12 protein-coding genes and 1 pseudogene are annotated in these 15,336 nt (G+C 71.5%); 6 read left to right on the top strand and 7 right to left on the bottom strand.

Going from position 1 to position 15,336, the window contains the following annotated elements; all coding sequences use genetic code 11:
• The 3 genes and pseudogenes from AB0I53_RS36485 to AB0I53_RS36475 form a co-directional block, all read right to left on the bottom strand.
• Nucleotides 1–103, bottom strand: a pseudogene (locus tag AB0I53_RS36485) (IclR family transcriptional regulator); the annotation flags it as partial.
• Nucleotides 104–112: 9 nt separating this feature from the next.
• Nucleotides 113–826, bottom strand: a complete 714-nt coding sequence (locus AB0I53_RS36480; RefSeq protein ID WP_358613324.1) for a hypothetical protein — start codon at nt 824–826, stop codon at nt 113–115.
• A gap of 243 nt (nt 827–1,069) precedes the next feature.
• Nucleotides 1,070–2,248: an MFS transporter gene (locus AB0I53_RS36475; RefSeq protein ID WP_358613323.1), complete on the bottom strand. Its 1,179-nt coding sequence runs from the start codon at nt 2,246–2,248 to the stop codon at nt 1,070–1,072.
• Between the two features lie 100 nt (nt 2,249–2,348).
• Here AB0I53_RS36475 and AB0I53_RS36470 point away from each other — a divergent pair, with 100 nt between their 5' ends.
• Nucleotides 2,349–2,840, top strand: a complete 492-nt coding sequence (locus AB0I53_RS36470; protein WP_132486738.1) for an Lrp/AsnC family transcriptional regulator — start codon at nt 2,349–2,351, stop codon at nt 2,838–2,840.
• Between the two features lie 64 nt (nt 2,841–2,904).
• Here AB0I53_RS36470 and AB0I53_RS36465 read toward each other — a convergent pair whose 3' ends face one another.
• The 4 genes from AB0I53_RS36465 to AB0I53_RS36450 form a co-directional block, all read right to left on the bottom strand.
• Nucleotides 2,905–3,699, bottom strand: a complete 795-nt coding sequence (locus AB0I53_RS36465; RefSeq protein WP_358613322.1) for a serine hydrolase — start codon at nt 3,697–3,699, stop codon at nt 2,905–2,907.
• A gap of 44 nt (nt 3,700–3,743) precedes the next feature.
• A complete protein-coding gene (locus tag AB0I53_RS36460; protein WP_358613320.1) occupies nt 3,744–5,126 on the bottom strand; it encodes a hypothetical protein in 1,383 nt (460 codons plus the stop codon).
• On the bottom strand, nt 5,126–6,541 hold the full coding sequence (locus AB0I53_RS36455; RefSeq protein ID WP_358613376.1) for an amino acid permease: 1,416 nt from the start codon (nt 6,539–6,541) through the stop codon (nt 5,126–5,128). Before AB0I53_RS36455 ends, AB0I53_RS36460 begins: the two co-directional genes overlap by 1 nt.
• Nucleotides 6,542–6,754: 213 nt before the next feature.
• Nucleotides 6,755–7,693 (bottom strand): ornithine cyclodeaminase family protein, encoded by a 939-nt coding sequence (locus AB0I53_RS36450; protein WP_358613375.1) that lies wholly within the window; start codon nt 7,691–7,693, stop codon nt 6,755–6,757.
• Between the two features lie 219 nt (nt 7,694–7,912).
• Here AB0I53_RS36450 and AB0I53_RS36445 point away from each other — a divergent pair, with 219 nt between their 5' ends.
• The 5 genes from AB0I53_RS36445 (at nt 7,913) to AB0I53_RS36425 (ending at nt 15,198) form a co-directional block, all read left to right on the top strand.
• Nucleotides 7,913–9,496, top strand: coding sequence for an aldehyde dehydrogenase family protein (locus tag AB0I53_RS36445; RefSeq protein WP_358613319.1), 1,584 nt, complete (start codon nt 7,913–7,915; stop codon nt 9,494–9,496).
• On the top strand, nt 9,496–10,641 hold the full coding sequence (locus AB0I53_RS36440) for an FAD-binding oxidoreductase (RefSeq protein WP_358613317.1): 1,146 nt from the start codon (nt 9,496–9,498) through the stop codon (nt 10,639–10,641). Before AB0I53_RS36445 ends, AB0I53_RS36440 begins: the two co-directional genes overlap by 1 nt.
• An 81-nt stretch (nt 10,642–10,722) precedes the next feature.
• Nucleotides 10,723–11,880, top strand: a complete 1,158-nt coding sequence (locus AB0I53_RS36435) for a Glu/Leu/Phe/Val dehydrogenase dimerization domain-containing protein (RefSeq protein ID WP_358613316.1) — start codon at nt 10,723–10,725, stop codon at nt 11,878–11,880.
• A 139-nt stretch (nt 11,881–12,019) separates the two neighbouring features.
• The gene (locus AB0I53_RS36430) at nt 12,020–12,943 is read left to right on the top strand and encodes a LysR substrate-binding domain-containing protein (RefSeq protein WP_358613314.1); all 924 of its coding nucleotides are present in this window, start codon (nt 12,020–12,022) and stop codon (nt 12,941–12,943) included.
• 77 nt (nt 12,944–13,020) lie between these two features.
• On the top strand, nt 13,021–15,198 hold the full coding sequence (locus AB0I53_RS36425) for a thiamine pyrophosphate-dependent enzyme (RefSeq protein ID WP_358613312.1): 2,178 nt from the start codon (nt 13,021–13,023) through the stop codon (nt 15,196–15,198).
• Nucleotides 15,199–15,336 lie beyond the last annotated feature (138 nt).

Below are 15,336 nucleotides of genomic sequence, written 5' to 3'. Positions count from 1 at the left end.
GGTTCCGCGGGCCCCGGTCGGTGCGCAGCACGAACCGCTCGCTGGACGGCAGGAGGGCGCGCACCTGCGCGGCGGGCAGGTGTGGCGAAATCGCCAACCCCGCGACGCGGCGCTAGATGCCGCCCACTCGTGGGAGCGGGATCTCCGGCACCAGCCTCGGCCGGAACGCCACGTCACTCGACGCGGTCGAGGCAGTCGGCGCTCCCACCACCGCGGTCCAGTGCGCGAGGTACTTGGCCGCCTCGGCCGCCAGCAACGCGTCCAGCTCCACCCGGTTCGCGTTCTTGCGCAGCCGCAACGGCTTTCCGCGGCGCACGTCGAGCACCATCGGCGTCGCACCTGGCCGCAGGGCCGGCATCGCGCGTTCCAGGAGCCGCAGCGCCAGGCTCGCGGAATCCGTACCGAGCTCGGGCCCCTTCAGGTACGGCAGCACGACCTCGGTGCGGCCGTCCCGGTGCTGCAGCGCCAGCGAGCTGCGGTCCGAGATGGTGATCGCGAGGCCGCCGATGTTCCACCGCGCGGAGGTCATCGGCACGCCGACGACCTTGGCCCTCCCCCACCACCGCTCGAATCCCGCATGCAGCTCCTGGAAGTGGGGCTGTTGCACCGGCCGCGCCTGCCGCACCGCCGCCGCGACGATCTCCGCCGCGTCCGGCGAGGTCACCGCCCGCCGCAGCGCCAGCCTGAACGGCCCGTAGAACGCCCAGGCCATGCTCGTCTCATCGAGGTAGATCTCCCGCTGGTCCCGCACGATGCCCGCGCAACCACGCGGCGTGCTGCGCATGTAGTCGAGGAACGAACCGAGACTGATCTGCACACCGTCCACGAGTGCCCCTTCCCGCGGTCGAGGGCAGCATCCAGCCCACTGCGATCCGCCCCGAAAGCGACGGTCCACAGTGGTCCAAATGCGCCCAATCCCCCTGCCCGACAACATCATTCTATCACTTCAGCACTGGTTTTAGAACGTTTGTTCGTCACCTTTTCGAGGGTTCGCGACGCCCGACCAGTCGCGATGCCGGCGGCATCGCCAACCGGCTCGTCGATGCTCGGGATGCGGCCGCTTCACCGATCATCTCCGCCGTACCAGCAGCACTAACGGCAGCAGGGCCAGCACTCCACCCACCACCCCCAGCGCCGCGAATCCACCTGCCGCGAGGATCGCCGTGGAGGCGAGGCTTGCGGCCGCGGCCGCGCCCCACACCGCCGCGTCCACGGCGCCCTCGATCTGCATCCGGTCCGCTGCCGGCAACTGCCGGGTGATCTGTCCGCTGCCACCAACAAAGCACAGGTTCCACCCGTAGCCCAGCAGGAACAGCGCCGCCATGCGCAGCGGATCGCCCTCGCCGAACGCGGCGACCGCACTGGACAGGACGAGCGTGGCCAGGCCGGACGCCATCACCGGCCGGGTGCCGAACCGGTCCACCAATCGCCCGGTGACCGGGGAGAGCACGAACATGCCGAGCGTGTGCGCTGACAACACCGCACCGACCACGCCCAACCCCGCACCGTGGTGGTGCATGTCAAGCGGCGCCGCCGTCATGATCCCGACCATCACCACCTGCGCGCTCGCCATCACCAGCAGCGCACTGCGGGCCGCGGGCACCCGCAGCAGACGCCCGGGCCGCACTCCCGGCACCCCGCCCCGCGCGCCCGCTCCGGCAGGCGCGCCGAACCCAGCGCCCACACCCGCCGCACAACAGGTCGCAGCGGCGAGGAAGGCGCAGGCTGGCCCGGGCCAGCCGAGCAGCCCGCCAAGCGCCGCAGTGGGCGCGATCAGCAGCGGCCCGCCCACGGCGCCGAGGGTGGCCGCCCAGACGACCACGCCGATCGCCTGCCCTCGCCGGTGCGACGGGTACATCTCCGCGGCCGCGTACCGGGACAACTGCGCGCCGGCGTTGCCAATACCGAGCAGCAGCAATCCCACGCACAGTCCGACCGCGTCCTGATGGATCGCGGCCAGGGTGGCGGCCAAACCACCCGCGGTGGCAAAGCCGTAACCGAGCAGCAGCCCGGCCCGCCGGCCCCACCGGTTCATCCCACGGCTGAGCAGCAACGCGCCCAGGCCGGTGCCGATGACACCGGCGGTGTTGGGCACCGCGGCCCACGCCGTGCCCAGCTGAACTCCGGCGACGATCGTGCTCACCGCGCTCGCAATGCCCATCGCCGCGTTCATCACCACGGTGCCCGCGCACAGCGCTCGGGTCGCGCGTCGCCGCCGATCGATCGTCCCGGCTCGAAGCATGGTCATCACAGTAGAAAACCGGTTCGGCGACTTGAATGTTCGAACAGCGATGATTGACGCCGTTCGGTTGTTGATCGCAACGCGACGATGCCCTGATACTTTCCGAATGGAGAAGCCGCTCGATCAGACCGACTGGCGCATCCTCGCCGAACTCCAGGAGAACGGTCGGCTGTCGTACAACCAGCTGGGCCGCCGGGTCAACCTGTCATCACCCGCAGTGGCCGAACGGGTGCGCAGGCTGGAGGAAGCCGGGGTGATCACCGGCTACCAGGCACGGGTGGACCCGGCGAAGGCGGGCCTGCCGCTGACCGCGTTCGTGCAGATGCGCTGCCAGCTCGGCCGCTGCCTGTTGAAGACCACCACCGCGGCCGACCTTCCCGAAGTGGTCGAGGTGCACAAGCTCAGCGGCAGCTCGTGCAGCATGCTCAAGGTCCGGGTGACGTCGATGCGGCACTTGGAGGGCCTGTTCGAGCGGCTCGGCGAGCACGGCGAGATGCACTCGTACGTCGTGCTGTCCACCCAGTACGAGGGGCGACCGGTCGAACCCCCGCCAACCGACGCCCGCCCGGTTACCGACCCGGCCGGCTGGAGTCGCTGACGAGCGGCATCTGCGAAGATCTCGTCGCAGGACCAGCCGTTCCGCCGCTCCGGGTCGGCCGCGCTCAACCGAGAGCGCGGTGCACGGCCTGCCCCAGGTTCGCGATCGCGTCGCAGGCCGGCCCGCCGCGGTAGCTCGCGGCGGAGCGTTCGTCGGTGAGCTCGTCGACCAGCACCGCCACCACCGCGCGCGGCCGGTCACCGCCGATCAGCCCCACGTCGTGGCGCAGCCCGAGCAGCTCGCCGGTCTTGTTCCAGCACCTCGCGTCCTCCGGCAGCAGCGCGGGCAGCCGGTCCCTGACCTGCTGCCTGGACAGGACGTCGAGCGCGTGCTCGGTCAGTTCCGGCGGCAGAGCCGCTCCACTGGCCAGCGCGGCGAGCACGCGCGCCTGGTCCAGCGCCGTGGTCTCGTTGCGGCCCGGGGCGTTGATGTCCATCAGCCGCCGCTGGACGCGGGTCGCCGTGCAGCCCAGGTCGGCTGCGCAGTCCCGGATCGCCTCGAATCCGACCGCGTCGATCACCGCGTTCGTGGCGGCGTTGTCGCTGATCACGATCATCAGCGTGATCAGATCGCGCAGCGAAATCCGAGTCACGCTGGGAAGTTCCCGCAGCACCCCGAACCCGCCGGCCCGCTCGGCCGGCAACTCGACCTCGGCATCCAGCCCGAGCCGCCCCTCCTGCGCGGCGCGCAGCGCGGCGATCATGATCAGCACCTTGATCGTGCTGGCGGCGTGCACGACCCGTTCGGCGTCGACCAGCACGGGCTCCCGCTCGTCCAGGTCCCAGGCGGCGAACCCGATCCGCCCGGGCAACCCGTCGAACTCCGACTCGGCCCGCAACCGCTCCGCAAACCCCACCACGCGCCTCCCCATCTGATGTCTCGGGCCTGGCGGACGTGCCCGGGTCAGATCAGGACGAGGAACAGGACCGCGAACAGGGCCAGGTTGGCGACCATGATGGCCCACCCGTTGAACATCATCATCCGCAGGTTCCGGGAGCGCGCCAGCCCCATCTGCCCGATCATGTCCGGCCCCGGGAACGGCCCGAACCAGTCGATCTGCGAGGAGCCCAGCAGCACCGCGGCCCACGCGCCGGGCGGAATGCCCAGCCCGGCCAGCGCCGGGCCGAACAGCTTCTGCAGCAGCACCACCTGCGCGACCGCCGCGCCGGAGACCCCGAGCCAGCCGACGACCAGCACGATCATGCAGAACAGCCACGGCCCGACATCGCCCAGCGTCGGCGCCATCAGCCGCTGCATCGCGTCGTAGGCGCCCGACTTCTCCAGCAGCTCCAGCATCGGGTTGAGCAGCCAGAACAGCAGGAACAGCCACAGCAGCGGCTGCGCGCCCCGGTACATCGCGTGCAGCGCCGCCGTCGGCGACATGCGGCCGCACAGCGCGGTGACCGCGGCGCTGGCGGGCATCACGATCAGCACGTACGTGTAGCTCGCCTGGAACACGATGCCCAGCGCCACCAGGACCACCATGCTGCCGAGGAAACCGATGGTCGCCCGCCTGGCGCTCGCCGGGTCGTGCTCGGCGTCCTCGGTCACGTCATCGGAATAGGACTCGCTGCCCTCGGTGCGCCGCTGGATCCAGTGCGACATGCCCAGCCCGGTGAGCCAGACGGTGGCGGCCATCGGGATCCCGGCGCTGAGCAGGTATTCGCCGTAGCCGATCTGCGCGGTGCCCATGATCGTGACCACCGGTGGCGTGAACGGTCCCGTGACCAGGCCTGCCGCGGTTCCGGCGTGGAACATCGCGGCCATCGACGGCGGGGTCAGCCGCATCGCGGCTGCGATCGGTAGCACGATCGGCACCAGCAGGGCGCTCGCACCCGACAGCGTGCCCAGCGCCGCGCCCAGCAGCGTCGCCGACAGCATCACGCCGATCCGGAACCGCAGCGGGGTGCTGATTCCGATGCCGTGCAACACCATCCGGACCATCGTGCCGGCCGCGCCGGTCTCGGTGACGACCCGGCCGAGGCCGCCGCCGAGCAGGATGATCATGCCCACCACCGCGATGAACGAGCCCAGAGACTCGCTCATCAGCTTGCCCAGCTCCAGCGGCGCGGTGCCGGTTTCCAGTGCTGCGACGACAAGCGCGGCGAGGGTGGCGAGCACGACGTCGACGTCGAGCAGGACGAGGATCGCGTACACCACGATCGGCGTCAGGCCCCACAAGGTGCCCGCGCCGCCGGTGGCGAGGATCGCCGCGCCGGCGGCGATCGCGGCGCCGAAAACGGCTGCGGCGGCGCGTGGTTTCCAGGTCGCGACCGGTGCCGTCATCACTGCTGCCCCTCGTCCAGCGCGCTCAGGTCGACCGAACCGCCAGGCATCACCCGCCGCGTGTTGCGGTAGCTGTAGAGGCCGTAGACGAGCAGGCCGACGACCAGCCAGCCGGCGAAGCGCAGCCAGGTCTCCCCGGCCAGGAACGACATCAGCCAGGCGGAGAACAGCACGCCGAGGACCGGCACCACCGGCATGCCCGGGCAGCGGAAGCTGCGGGGCAGGTCGGGCCTGCGGTAGCGCAGCACCACGACCGCGGCGCAGACCAGGACGAACGCGAACAGCACGCCGATGTTGGTCAGCTCGGCGGCCTCCTGCACCGGCAGCAGGCCGGCCAGCACTGCCGCGACGATGCCGAGGATCCACGTCGCGCGGTGCGGCACCCGGCGGACCGGGTGCAGTTCGCCGAACCACTTCGGCATCAGGCCGTCGCGGCTGAGCGCATACCACAGCCGGGAGGCGCCCATCATGAACGAGAAGCTCACCGTGACGATGCCGAGGATCGCGCCGACCGCGATCACGGTCGCGACGCCCGACATGCCGACGCTGGCGAACGCGCTGGAGAAACCGCTGTCCGGGTTGACCTCGTGGTAGGGCACCATGCCGGTCAGCACGATGCAGGCGCCGACGTAGAGCACCATCGAGATGGCCAGCGACCAGACCATCGCCTTCGGCATCAGCTTGCGGGCCTCGACGGATTCCTCGGCGGCGGTGGACAGCGCGTCGTAGCCGAACACCGCGAAGAACACCGTGGCCGCCCCGGTGACCGCGCCGCCCCAGCCGAAGGGCGCGAACGGCGTCAGGTTCCCGAAGTCCACTTGGGACAGTCCGACGACCACGACGAGCAGCACCACGGCGATCTTCACGACGGTGAGCGCCACGTCGACCTTCGCCGAGGTCTTCGTGCCGCGGTTGAGCAGCCAGGCCACGCCGAGGCAGATCAGCATCGCGATCAGGTCCACCCGGTGCCCCTCGCCGGTGCCGGGCGCGCCGAGCATCCAGGCGGGCAGGTCGACGCCGATGGCGTCCAGCAGGAACCCGGCGTAGCCGGACATGCCGATGGAGACGGTCGCGACGATCGCGGTGTACTCCAGCAGCAGGTCCCAGCCGATGATCCAACCGACGACCTCGCCGAGCACGGCGGCGGCGTAGGTGTAGGACGATCCGGCGCGCGGCACCATCCCGGCGAACTCGGCGTAGGCGAAGGCGGCGCACAGCGAAGCGGCGCCGGCGATCAGGAACGACACCAGCACGGCGGGACCGGCGACGTCGCGGGCGACGGCCCCGGCGAGGCTGAAGATCCCGGCGCCGATGATGGCGCCGACGCCGATCATGGTCAGCTGCGGCAACCCGAGCACGCGAAGCATCCGCCGGTCGCCCTGCGCCTCGGGTTTCGGCACCGTGCGGCGGAAAATCCCGTTCGGCCCGGTCCCGAACAACGACCCACCGGTCGCGGCTGTCTCATCTCGCACCGAGTACCTCCCCGCTGGCAACGCCGGTTGGCGATCACGCGATGCGGGGATGTTCGTCGATGGGGATCATCCGGGAAAGACGGCGAAGCACGCGGATGCCTTCCCCTGACCACAAGCAGCTCTTCGCCTTTCCCCGCGACGGGCCGGGGTTTCGCTTCAGAGGGAGCCGAGCACGGCGTGGGCCGCGGCGGCGTCCTGCACGCCCAGGCCCACGCTGTTGTAGAACACCACCTCCTCCGCGCTGACGCGCCCCGGGGCTTCGCCCAGCAGCACCGCGCCGAGCGCTCGCAGCTGCGCGCGCTCGATGTCGCCGCGCTCCAGGGCGCGCACGATTGGTCCCGCGTGCGTCGCGGCGGTGTCGACTTCGTCGACGACGACCGCTCCGGCGCGCCGGATCAGCTCCGCGTCCACCTCGCACCGGTGGTGCTCGAAGCTGCCGACGCTGATCACCGTCGCTCCCGCCGCTACCGCGGCGGTCGGGACGACCGGCTCTGCGCTGAGGGTGCAGGCCGCGATCAGCGGCGCTTCGCGGACCGCTTCCTCGGCGCTGGCCACCGCTCGCACCGCGATGCCGAGCTCGGCCGCCAGCTCCGCCGCCGCGGCCTCGCGGCGCGCCGCTTCGCGGCTGTAGATCCGGACTTCGCGCAGTTCGCGCACGCGCGCGATCGCGCGGACGTGCGCTCTTGCCTGCACTCCGGAGCCGAGGATCGCGAGTTCGTCGGCGTCGGGGACCGCGAGTGCGTCGGCGGCGACGGCGCTGCCCGCGGCGGTGCGGATCTCGGTGAGCGCGGTGGCCTGCATGGTGGCCACCGGTTGGCCGGTGGTCGCGTCCAGGACCAGCACCGTCGCCGAGATCGCCGGCAGTCCCCGGTCGGCGTTGCCGGGGTGGACCGCGACCAGCTTGCTGACCGCTCCGTGCCTCGGCGACAGGCGGCTGAGGTAGCACAGCGTCGTGTCGGTGCCCGTTCGGATGGCGACCTTCTCGGCGAGCTGCGCTTCGCCGCGACCGAGTGATTCGAACGCCAGCCGCTGCGAGGCGATGGCGGTGTCCAGGTCCAGCGCCGCGGCCACGTCGGCGTCGCTCCACACGTCCATGCGCGGCACGCTGCCACACCTCCGGCCGCAGCGGTAGAGATCGACATCTCGGCGCGTGGAGATCATCGCGAGCAGAAGTCGCGCTTTCGCTCAGGGGGAGAAGAAATCACTCTTCTGATTCTCCGCGAAGACGCCTCCGGGGATTTACGGTGATCCCGACGGCGGAGGTGTCCCGCGGCACACCTGCGCGCGAGTACCCCAACGAGCTGGAAGAGGTGCATGTCGGTGCAGTCGACGTTGAGCTCCGTGATCGGTCCGGACGCCCCCGCCCGGGTCGACGGCGGAGGCGAGTACCTCTCGCGCAACCCGGCGAACCTGGAGGACGTCGTCGCCGAGGTATCACTCGGCGGACCCGAGACGCTGCTGGCCGCGACCGAGCAGGCGCAGCGGGCGCAGCGCGAGTGGGCGCAGGTGCCCGCGCCGGTGCGCGGTCGGGTGGTGGCCGGGCTGGGTCGGTTGGTCGAGGCGAACAAGGAGTCGCTGGCGCGGCTGGTGACCCGGGAGATAGGCAAGCCCTACGCCGAGGCGCTCGGCGAGGTGCAGGAGATCATCGACACCTGCGACTTCTTCCTCGGCGAGGGCCGCAGGCTCTACGGGCAGACGGTGCCCTCGGAGATGCCGGACAAGCAGCTGTTCACCTTCCGCGTGCCGGTGGGCGTCGCGGTGGTGATCACCGCGGGCAACTTCCCGGTCGCGGTGCCGTCCTGGTACATGGTGCCCGCGCTGCTGTGCGGCAACGCCGTGGTGTGGAAGCCCGCCGAGTACGCCGCGGGCGCGGCGCGGGCGCTGGCCGAGCTGGCCTGGCGCGCCGGAGTGCCCAAGGGCGTGCTCAACCTCGTCTACACCGATGGCGAGGCAACCTTCGAGGGCCTGGAGTCCGCGCTGGCGGCGGGCACCGTCAACAAGGTCGGCTTCACCGGTTCCAGCGCGGTCGGCTCGCGGGTCGGCGAGCTGTGCGGCCGGTACCTGCAGAGCCCGTGCCTGGAGCTGGGCGGCAAGAACCCGATGATCGTCACCCCGGACGCGGAGCTCGACCTGGCCGTGGAGGGCGCGTTGTTCTCCGGGTGGGGCACCGCCGGGCAGCGCTGCACCTCGCTGGGCAACCTGATCGTGCACCGCGACGTGCACGACGAGTTCGTCCAGCGGCTGGACGCGTCGCTGCGCGCGGCCACCATCGGCGACCCGGCAGGCGACGTGCTCTACGGCCCGATGCTGGACCAGAAATTCGCCGACAACTTCGAGAGCATCCTGGGCAACATCGCCGAGCACCACACCGTGCTGGGTTCGGAGTCGGTCGGCCGGATCACCGATTCGGCGCCGCGCAAGGGCTTCCAGGGCGATCCGTCGACCGGGCTGTACTACCACCCGGTGCTGCTGGACGGGCTGCGCCCGGACGACCACGTGTTCCGCAACGAGACCTTCGGCCCGATCGTCGGCGTCACCACCTACGACACGCTGGACGAGGCCATCGAGCTGGGCAACGCCCCGGGCTACGGGCTGTCCGCGGCGATCTACACCACCAACCCGGCCACCGCGTTCCGGTTCCGGCAGGGCATCGGCGCGGGCATGGTCAGCGTGAACAACTCGACCTCCGGCGCGGAGGCGCACCTGCCCTTCGGCGGCAACGGCAAGTCCGGCAACGGCAGCCGCCAGTCCGGCGTCTGGGTGCTCGACCAGTTCACCCGCTGGCAGTCGTTGAACTGGGACTTCTCCGGCAAGCTGCAGAAGGCGCAGATGGACGTCGACACCGTCGAGCCGGAGCTGGACTTCCGGCTGCCACCGGAACTCGGCGGTGCCCGGTGATGTTGCCGGGCCGGGCCGAGGTCGTCGTGATCGGCGGCGGGGTGGTGGGCGTCAGCACCGCCTTCCACCTCGCCGAGGCCGGCGTGGACGTGCTCCTGCTGGAGCGCGACGAGCTCGGCGCGGGCAGCACCAGCAAAGCCGCCGGCGGGGTGCGGGCGCAGTTCTCCGACCCGGTCAACATCGAGCTCGGGCAGCGCAGCCTGCGGGCGTTCGAGGACTTCGCGCGGCGGCCCGGCGGCGAGATCGACCTCAAGCAGTCCGGTTACCTGTTCCTGCTGTCGGATCCCGCCGACGTCGCGGCGTTCGAGCGCGGTGTGCGGCTGCAGAACGAGTTCGGCGTGCCCAGCCGGATGCTGACCGTCCGGGAGGCCTGCGAGCTCTCGCCGTACATCGTGCCGGAAGGGCTGCGGGCGGCCGCCTTCTCCCCCACCGACGGGCACTGCACGCCCGAGGCCGTGGTGCAGGGGTACGCGCAGGGCGCCCGTCGCCACGGCGCCCTGCTGCGGCGGAACTGCCCGGTGACCGGCATCGAGGTCAGCCGCGGCGAGATAACCGCGGTGCACACCGACTTCGGCTCCGTCGAAACGTCCACAGTGGTCTGCGCGGCGGGCGCCTGGTCGGCGGCGGTCGGCGAATTCGCCGGCGTCGAGCTGCCCGTTCGCCCGCTGCGCCGGCAGATCCTGGTCACCGAGCCGGTGCCCGGCCTGCCGCCGCGGCTGCCGTTCACCATCGACTTCGGGACCAGCTTCTACTTCCACGACGAGGGCCCGGGCCTGCTCATCGGCATGTCCGACCCCGACGAGGAGTACGGCTTCCGGCTCAACACCGACGACCGCTGGCTCGGGCGGCTCGCCGACGCCGTGGCGCGGCGCGCGCCGCGACTGGCCGACATCGGCGTGGCGCACGGCTGGGCCGGGCTCTACGAGATGACGCCCGACCACAACGCGCTGGTCGGCGAGGCGGCGGGACCGAGCCGGTTCTTCTACGCCACCGGCTTCTCCGGCCACGGCTTCCTGCAGGGGCCGGCGATCGGCGAGGTGATGCGCGACCTCGTGCTCGGCCGCCGGCCGGTCGTCGACGTCTCCGGCCTCGACGTCCGCCGCTTCGCCGGCGCCGCGGTCCGCCCCGAACACAACTGCGTCTGACCTTCCCCACTGTCCTATCTGGACCGACCACATCCCCCGATTCGGGCTGCGCGCGGCGCGGCCGACGAAGGAGCGCGAACCGTGCGTGATCTGTTGCAGGAGATCGACGAGTGGGGCCCGGAAAAGGTCGTGTGCGTCTCGGACGCGCGCACCGGCATGCGGGGCGTGCTGGTCATCGACAACACCGCCCGCGGCACCGGCAAGGGCGGCACCCGGATGAGCCCGACCGTCACCGTCGGCGAGATCGCCCGGCTGGCCCGCGTGATGACCTGGAAGTGGGCCGCGGTCGACCTGTTCCACGGCGGCGCGAAGGCCGGTATCTTCGCCGACCCGGACGCGCCGGACAAGGAGCGGATCGTGCGGGCCTTCGCGCGGCGGCTGGCCGACCAGATCCCGGCCAGCTACGTCGCCGGGCTGGACATGGGGATGACCGAGCACGACGCGGCGATCATCCAGGACGAGCTCGGCGATCGCGGCGCGGCGGTCGGGGTGCCCGAATCGCTGGGCGGCGTGCCCTACGACCAGCTGGGCGTGACCGGTCACGGCGTCGCCGAGGCCGTGGACGCGGCGCTGGCCCGGCAGGGCCGCAGCGTGGCCGGCGCACGGGTGGCGGTGCAGGGATTCGGTGCCGTCGGGGCGGCTGCTGCGAAGCGGCTGCACGAGCTCGGCGCGCAGCTGGTGGCGCTGTCCACGATCGACGGATCGGTGCACGATCCGGCCGGGCTCGACGTGCCGCGGTGGCTGGACGCCCGCGCCGAGTTCGGCGACACGTGCGTGGCGAAGGCCTCGGCGCAGCAGCGGATTCCGCGCGGCGAGGAACTCCTGGTGGACTGCGACGTGCTGATCCCGGCCGCCGGGCAGGACGTCATCGACGAAACCGTCGCCGCCGGCATCCGGGCCGGGCTGATCGTGGAGGGCGCGAACCTGCCGACCACGCCCGAGGCCCGCCAGCGGCTGGCGGCCCGCGAGATCACCGTGGTGCCGGACTTCATCGCCAACGCCGGCGGCGCCATCGCGGCCGGTTTCGCGATGGACGCGCGGTATTCCGCGTTCCGGCCGGAGCCGACCGCGATCCTGCGGGCGGTCGCGGAGCGCACCCGCAACAACACCGTGCTGGTGCTGGACACCGCGCAGGCCGACGGCGTGCTACCGCACCAGGCGGCGCTGGACCTGGCCAAGCAGCGGGTGCGGACGGCGATGCAGCTGCGCGGCCGATTGCCCAGAACCGCGGCCGTGTGACGGCTGCCTTGAACCCACATCGCGCGGCTCCGCAAGTTCCATTGAAATCGAAGGTTCGATTTCAATGGAACTTGCGGCTGCCGACACCCGGGGCGAGCCGGCCTCAGGTGCGTGGCTTGGAAGACGAGAGGGGGCAGGCGTGCTCAACCCGATCCACCTGAGAACTCTGCAGGAATGCGTCCGCACCGGCTCGTTCGCCGAGGCCGGGCGGGTGCTCGGCTACACCGCTTCGGCGGTGTCGCAGCAGATGGTGCTGTTAGAACGCGCGGTCGGCGCGCCGCTTTTCGAACGCTCGGCGCGCAGCGCCCGCAGCACCGCGCTGGCGATCCGGCTCGCCGACCGCAGCCGCGACGCGCTCGGCGCGCTCGACTCGCTGGAGCGCGAGGTGCGGGCGATGGTCGCCGGCGAGGAAGGCAGCCTGCGGCTGGCCAGCTTCGCCACCGCCAACGCGCGGGTGCTGCCGGACGTGCTGGCCGCCGTGGTCGCCGAGCGGCCCAGCGCCGAGGTGCAGCTCGACGAGGGCGAGCCGGACGAGGTGCTCGGCGATGTGCTGGACGGCATCCTGGACGCGGCGGTGGTCTTCGAGTACGACCTCGATCCGCGGCAGTGGCCGATCGAGCTGTGCGTGGAGGAGCTGATGGCCGAGCCGCTGCGGCTGGCGCTGCCCGAGACGCACCGGCTGGCCGGCGCCGCGGAGGTGGAGCTGCGCGAGCTCGCCGGCGACGCCTGGATCTGCACTCGGCAGGACACCGCGGGCGCGCGGGCGCTGGTGCGGCTGGCCGCCGCGGCCGGCTTCGTGCCGCGGATCACCTTCCGCAGCAACGACTACTCGGTGATCCGGGACCTGGTGGCCCGCGACCTCGGGGTCGCGGTGCTGCCCGGGCTGGCGATCCCCGACGACCACGTGCGCATCTCCCGGATCGCCGGCTGGCAGCCGCACCGCAGGGTGAAGGCCCTGTACCGCAAGCAGAACACCAACCCGCTGCTGCCGATCGCGCTGGAATGCCTGGCCAAGGCCTGCGCCCAGGTGGCCAACGACTGGCACGCGGAACCGAGCGCGTAGTTAGGTCGTGAGCGGTGACTCCGGTTCTTACCGGAATCTTCACTCACGAGCGGCGTCCCTCAGGACACGGAGGATCGATGAGCGACAAGACCGAGCCCGTTGACGAGTTCTTCCGGGCCGCGGTGGCCGGTTGGTCCGCTCGGCCGTCGACCGGGCCGGGCGAGGAGCTGCTGGCGTTGTTCGACTCGCAGGCCGGCAGCCGGCACCTGGACTTCCAGGCGCGGCAGCTCGGTTCGCAGGGCAAGGGCTTCTACAGCATCGGCTCGTCCGGGCACGAGTCCAACGCCGCGGTCGCCGCCGCGCTGCGGCCGACCGATCCGGCGCTGCTGCACTACCGCTCCGGCGGCTTCTACGTCCACCGCGGTCGGCAGGTGCCGGGCCAGCATCCGCTGCGCGACGTGCTGCTGGGCATCGTCGCCTCGGCCGACGAACCGATCTCCGCCGGGCGCCACAAGGTGTTCGGCAACGCCGAGCTGTCCGTCATCCCGCAGACCTCGACCATCGCCTCGCACCTGCCCCGCGCCGTCGGCCTGGCGTTCTCCCTGGGACGCGCGGCCAAGCTGGGCGTCCCGACCGCGTGGCCGGCGGATTCGGTGGTGGTGTGCAGCTTCGGTGATGCCTCGGCGAACCACTCGACCGCGACCGGCGCGATCAACTCGGCGCTGCACTGCGCCTTCCAGGGCCTGCCGATGCCGCTGCTGCTGGTCTGCGAGGACAACGGCATCGGGATCAGCGTGCGCACCCCGCAGGGCTGGATCGGGTCCTCTTACGGCAACCGCGCCGGCCTGCGGTACTTCACGGTCGACGGCGCCGATCCGGTGCAGTGCCTGGCGGTCGCGCGGGAGGCCGCGGACTGGGTTCGTGAGCACCGCGCCCCGGCGTTCCTGCACCTGCGGACGGTGCGGTTGATGGGGCACGCCGGGTCGGACGTGGAATCCGGCTACCGGTCGCGCACCGAGATCACCGCGGACTACCGGCGCGATCCGCTGCTCGGCACGGCGAAAGCGCTGGTGGAAAACGGGATTCTGCGCCCCGACGAGGTGCTCGCGCGCTACGAGGACAAGCGGGCCGAGGTCGCGCGCATCGCGGAGGACGCGCTCGGCCGCCGCAAGCTGGGCAGCGCCGCCGAGGTGATGGCGTCGATCTGCCAGGACCGGCCGGACGTCGTCGCGCGCCGGGCGGGCGAGATCTCGCCGCGGCGCGCGGAAGTCTTCGGCGATCAGGTGCCGGAAGCCGAGGGCCCGCTGACCCTGGCACAGGCGATCAACCGGTCGCTAGCCGAAGAACTGGGCCGCGACCCGAGCGTCGTGGCCTTCGGCGAGGACGTCGCCCGCAAGGGCGGCGTGTACGGGGTGACGCGCGGGCTGCGCAAGAAGTTCGGTGGCACCAAGGTGTTCGACACGCTGCTGGACGAGCAGAGCATCCTGGGCACCGCGCTCGGTGCGGGACTCGTGGGGCTGTTGCCGATCCCCGAGATCCAGTACCTCGCGTACGTGCACAACGCGGCCGACCAGTTGCGCGGTGAGGGCAGCACACTGAGCTTCTTCTCCAACGGCCAGTACCGGAATCCGATGGTCGTGCGCATCGCCGGTTACGGCTACCAGAAGGGTTTCGGCGGGCACTTCCACAACGACGACAGCGTCGCCGCGCTGCGCGACCTGCCTGGCGTCGTGGTCGCGTCGCCGTCACGGCCCGACGATGCCGCCGCGATGCTGCGCACCTGCGTCGCCGCCGCGCACGAGGACGGCCGGGTGTGCGTGTTCCTGGAGCCCATCGCGCTGTACCACACGCGTGACCTGCACGAATCCGGCGACGGCGAGTGGCTGGCGCAGTATCCCGCGCCCGGTGAGCACCACGTGCCGATCGGGCGGGCCCGCGAGTACGGCGACGGCGAGGACCTGACGCTGGTCAGCTTCGGCAACGGCGTGCCGATGAGCCTGCGGGTCGCGAAGCGGTTGCAGGAGCGCGGCATCGGGGCGCGGGTGCTGGACCTGCGCTGGCTGGCGCCGCTGCCGGCCGAAGACCTGCTGGCCGCGGCGCGCGCGACCGGCCGGGTGCTGGTGGTGGACGAAACCCGCCGCAGCGGAGGCGTTTCCGAGCCGGTGGTGACGGCGCTCGTCGACGGCGGCTTCGCCGGGCCGATCGCCCGCGTCACCAGCGAGGACAGCTTCATCCCGCTCGGCGCGGCGGCCTACCACGTCCTGCTCGACGAAGACACCATCGAGACGGCGGCCCTGGAACTCGCGAAGCGGTGACGGGGCACGGTTTCCGCTGGTCCCGGGGCCGTGAGTCTTTTGGGCTGCTATAGAGGCTGTTTTGGAAGGGGTTGTGTGTGGTTGTGATATGTGGCTGATGATCACGTGTGAGGGCGTGTCGTAGCCGCAGACAAGGGC

The sequence above is a fragment of the Saccharopolyspora sp. NPDC050389 genome (assembly GCF_040655595.1).
In the GTDB taxonomy this organism is placed as follows: domain Bacteria; phylum Actinomycetota; class Actinomycetes; order Mycobacteriales; family Pseudonocardiaceae; genus Saccharopolyspora.
The sequence above is the reverse complement of the archived record's forward strand: the minus strand, read 5'-3'. Positions and strand labels throughout refer to the sequence as shown.

Excerpts from the sequence above, each read along its gene's own strand:
- AB0I53_RS36425 (WP_358613312.1), top strand. The coding sequence starts at position 13,021 with ATGAGCGACAAGACCGAGCCCGTTGACGAGTTCTTCCGGGCCGCGGTG.
- AB0I53_RS36470 (WP_132486738.1), top strand. The coding sequence starts at position 2,349 with ATGGAGAAGCCGCTCGATCAGACCGACTGGCGCATCCTCGCCGAACTC.
- AB0I53_RS36460 (WP_358613320.1), bottom strand. The coding sequence starts at position 5,126 with ATGACGGCACCGGTCGCGACCTGGAAACCACGCGCCGCCGCAGCCGTT.
- AB0I53_RS36445 (WP_358613319.1), top strand. The coding sequence starts at position 7,913 with ATGTCGGTGCAGTCGACGTTGAGCTCCGTGATCGGTCCGGACGCCCCC.
- AB0I53_RS36475 (WP_358613323.1), bottom strand. The coding sequence starts at position 2,248 with ATGACCATGCTTCGAGCCGGGACGATCGATCGGCGGCGACGCGCGACC.
- AB0I53_RS36440 (WP_358613317.1), top strand. The coding sequence starts at position 9,496 with ATGTTGCCGGGCCGGGCCGAGGTCGTCGTGATCGGCGGCGGGGTGGTG.
- AB0I53_RS36450 (WP_358613375.1), bottom strand. The coding sequence starts at position 7,693 with ATGGACGTGTGGAGCGACGCCGACGTGGCCGCGGCGCTGGACCTGGAC.